Origin of the sequence: Methylobacterium nigriterrae, assembly GCF_037106235.1 — a bacterium.
In the GTDB taxonomy this organism is placed as follows: domain Bacteria; phylum Pseudomonadota; class Alphaproteobacteria; order Rhizobiales; family Beijerinckiaceae; genus Methylobacterium; species Methylobacterium nigriterrae.
In genome coordinates this window covers 1-3,904 of sequence record NZ_JBAWTG010000252.1, presented here as the reverse complement: position 1 = coordinate 3,904, position 3,904 = coordinate 1, and the positions used below count along the sequence as shown (strand labels likewise).

The 3,904-nt window shown below is 63.9% G+C and carries 3 protein-coding genes; 1 reads left to right on the top strand and 2 read right to left on the bottom strand.

Annotated elements, in window-relative coordinates; genetic code table 11:
- Nucleotides 1-408: 408 nt before the first annotated feature.
- The gene (locus WDW90_RS35515) at nucleotides 409-1,353 is read right to left on the bottom strand and encodes a LysR family transcriptional regulator (protein WP_336492444.1); all 945 of its coding nucleotides are present in this window, start codon (nucleotides 1,351-1,353) and stop codon (nucleotides 409-411) included.
- A gap of 741 nt (nucleotides 1,354-2,094) precedes the next feature.
- Between WDW90_RS35515 and fabI the strand changes: the two genes are divergently transcribed.
- Nucleotides 2,095-2,895, top strand: a complete 801-nt coding sequence (gene fabI / locus WDW90_RS35510; RefSeq protein WP_431311194.1) for an enoyl-ACP reductase FabI — start codon at nucleotides 2,095-2,097, stop codon at nucleotides 2,893-2,895.
- A 68-nt stretch (nucleotides 2,896-2,963) separates the two neighbouring features.
- On the opposite strand, the gene WDW90_RS35505 is transcribed toward fabI, so the two are convergent.
- Nucleotides 2,964-3,716, bottom strand: a complete 753-nt coding sequence (locus WDW90_RS35505; RefSeq protein WP_336492442.1) for an IS6 family transposase — start codon at nucleotides 3,714-3,716, stop codon at nucleotides 2,964-2,966.
- Nucleotides 3,717-3,904 lie beyond the last annotated feature (188 nt).

The window sequence follows — 3,904 nt, the reverse complement described above, 5'->3', positions numbered from 1 at the left end:
CTCCATAGCGACCAATCCGTGCGAATGGGCCGGGATTGCGCGGCGTTTTGATTTCCAGACACACAAACCTAACAGGTTTAAGTGCCTGGAAAACCGTCGTTTTTCTTACATGGCGGTCTGCGTCATCCGAAGCGGTCCGTTAGGGCAAGCCCTATTGGAACGCTGAATGAGCCTCAGGTGGATCTCCGGCACAGAGACGCGAGCGGCTCGGACAGGTGCGACCGCCTGAAGACTATTGAGGAGGCAGCCAATGAAAAGTGCATCTGCCGCCTGGCCAGCCCCTGCCACTGAGATGCTGCACGAGCGGCATCAGTTCACGGCCTCGCGAGAGGCGCTGCGCGGCTGGATGAGCACGGTGTTGAGCTTGGGCAACCAACGCGGCAAGTGCTGTGACATCAGCGGGAGCCTTCACCGAGGCAGTTCGGCCAACAACGTGTCCCATGGAGCGGGGGACGGAAAAACTTGGGCCAGAAAGGTGAGGAAGGCCTTCACATTCGGGTTGCCACCTCGGCTCTCCGGCCATAGCGCCGTGATGACGGAGCGCTCGACCGCAAACTCCCGCAGAACCGGGACCAGTGCGCCACCCGCGACGTATGAGGCGGCAACATAGGTAGGCGAGATGCCGATGCCTCCGCCGGCCACCAAGACTGCCGCTACCGCGTCGCTGAAATCCGTGACGATGCCAGCCTCGGGCGTGATCTCCACAACTCGTCCCCCGATCCGGAACGGCCAGCGCAGGGCCTGGCCCGTGCTCTGGAAGCGGAAGTTCACGCAGTCGTGGTGGACCAACTCGTCCGGATGCGCTGGGGTGCCTTTGCGGGCCAGGTAGTCCGGCGCGGCGAAGGCGCAGAGCCGGTGCGGCGCGAGGCGCCGGGAGATCAGGCGGGTGTCCGAGAGCTCGCCCACGCGAATGGCGACATCGATGCCCTCCTCAATCAAGTCTGCGTAGCGGTCGCTCAGTCGCAGATCGACTGACAGCTTTGGGTGGCGCTCGCGGAACCGCGGCAGCGCCGGGGCAAGCAGGTGCATGCCAATCGGAAAAGGTGCCGTGACCCTCAAGGTGCCGGCTGGCTCCGAGCGCGCCGCCGCGGCGGCCTGCTCGATCTCCTCGGCCTCGCGCAGTAGGCGCAGCGCCCGCTCGTGCAAATCGCGGCCTTCCGGCGTCAGCGTCAGCGAGCGCGTGGTGCGGGTGAACAGGCTCAGGCCGAGCCGCTCCTCCAACCGCTGCACGCTCTTGCTGACGGCCGAAGATGAGATGCCGAGCGAGCGCGCCGCGGCCGTGTAGCTGCCGAGCGAGGCGGAGCGCGCGAAGGCGATGATGCCGGTGAGGCGATCGAGGCCGATCTGTTCCATAATGGCATATCTAAACCGAGCTTCAGCCCAATTTTCAAGCTATCCGCTGCGATCCATTCTCCTTCTCACCGGCGCCGTAAGAGCGCCAAACGAGAAGGATCACTGTCATGAGCCTCGCACGCGCAATCTGACGCTTGGTACGCACTTGTCCCGTGGCAGGCGGCCCCTCGCTGGTCGGTCGGAAGTACTGGGCAGAGGGACGCTCAGTTGTTGTTCTCACTGGGGAGGGCGCCTGAGAACTGGCCGATGCCAACCACGAAGCATTCGCACCATATCTGACGCCCGAGTTCGATTGGATAGAGCCTTGTGGCGACACTCGACTGAACCTACCATTCCAACTCGGTTTCGGCGCATGCGGGCGACGCGCAACTCGCGATCGACAAGACCGGGGTCTGACAGCCTGGTCACCGGCGGTCGGGCCAGTGCTGAGCGAAGCCTCGCCCTCGCGTCTGGAGAACAGCCATGGCTCTCAATTCCACCGGAATGTCCGGCCAGGACCCGCTCTCCTGGACAGCGAACGCGGATTTCCCGGTCGGCAAGGGCGCCACGGTTCAGGAGTTCGTCGCCGACGCGGGCGGCAGCCGGTACGTCATCGACGTCGCCCCATGGGGCGAAGGCCGCTTCATGGCCGACGGCCGGGAGATCGCTCGCGTGGACGACGCCCAGGACAGCCGGGGGGCGTTCAGCACCCTCAGTGAGCTCGCCGAGCAATACCGACGAGGCGAGCCGATCAAGTTCTCAATTCCAAGACGGTCGCCCCTCATACCGGCCGCAAAGGCCAAGCTGCTCGAGGGCAAGCGAGGCCTTATCGTTGGTATCGCGAACGAGAACTCCATTGCCTGGGGATGTGCCCGGGCATTCCGGGCCCTCGGGACCGATCTCGCCATAACCTATTTCGATGATAAGACAAAAAAGTACGTCCAGCCCCTCGCAGACGCCCTCGAAGCTCAGATCGTGATGCCCCTTGACGTCAACGTGCCCGGACAGCTGGAGAACGTGTTCGACCGCATCAGCAAGGAGTGGGGTGCAATCGACTTTGTCGTCCATTCCATCGCGTTCTCGCCGAAGGAGGCGCTTCAAGGCCGTGTCGTGGACGTGTCCCGCGACGGATTCCTCACGACCATGGACGTGTCCTGCTGGAGCTTCATCCGCATGGCCCATTTGGCTGAGCCGCTGATGACCAGGGGTGGCTCGCTTTTCACGATGACCTATTACGGCAGCCAAAGGGTTGTCACAAATTACAACATCATGGGCGTCGCCAAGGCGGCGTTGGAGAGCACGGTCCGCTATCTCGCTGCCGAGCTCGGACCGAAGGGCATCCGCGTGCACGCTATTTCTCCCGGGCCGCTCGAGACCCGCGCGGCGTCAGGGATCACCGACTTCGACAAGTTGCTCGACAAGGCCCGCGGGAAGGCGCCTGCCCGGAGTCTGGTTTCGGTCCTTGACGTCGGAGTTGCGACCGCTTTCCTCGCGCACGACGCAGCGCGCCTGATCACAGGCGAAACCCTCTATGTGGATGGCGGCTACCACATCGTCGACTAGACCCGCCAGATCCGGACTTGTCGCAAGCCGTGCCATAGGCCGCAGGAGAGGCGAGAATTGCCTCGGTTTCAGACTTCGTTAACCTTTTGAAGTCCGAAGCAGACCCCGAGCAGCCGGTTCTGCTCGCACACGGTCCACGCGCCGGCAAAGCCAAAGCCCTTGCGCAGCCACAGCATCGCCTCGAAGCCCTGGATGGTGCGTCGGGCTGTGGCAAAGGAGCGAAAGCCGCCGACCCGCGGCATGTTCTTCTTCAGCCGGAAGTGGTCGCTCTCGATGCCCTGCTGAAGGTGCTTGGTCACGTAGTGGATCGGCGTGCGGGGCAGAAGGCCGTCACTCCTCGCAGCCACGATGGCGGGCGGATAGGTTCCGGCGCCATCCGTGCCGATCCGGTCTGGGGCGAGAAGGGGCTGATCTGCCAGGATTTTGCGGAAGAACCGCTTGGCGGCGTCGAGGTCCCGGTTGGCGGTGAGCAGGAAGTCGACCGCCTCGCCGTGCTTGTCGACGGCCCGGTATAGGTAGCGCCACTGCCCGCGGATCCTCACATAAGTCTCGTCGATCCGGACCGACCCGCAATGCGGCTGGCGGAATGCGCGTAGCCGCTTCTCGATCAGCGGAGCGTAGGTGAGAACCCAGCGATTGAGCGTGCTGTGATCCACCTCCAGGCCACGTTCGAGGAACAGCTCCTCGATGGCGCGATAGCTGAGCGGATAGCGCAGGTACCAGGAGACGGCCTGGACGATCAGCGCCGCCTCGAAGTGCCGGCCCTTGAAGTCGGCCTTGGACCGGCGCTTCAGCTTGGCGGCTATGGCGCTGAGGATCATGGGCGGCCTCCGGGATCGGAGGCGCAACCTCCGCCCGTATGCCTAACGAGCCGTGAACCTCAAAAACTTTGCGACAGGCCCTCCTGATCGCCTACGGACGCGATGCGGCCGACGTGCCGCTGACCCTGACCTTCGGGGCAAACACCCTCACGGAATTTCGGGTGACAACGGAGGAAGCACCACCCCTT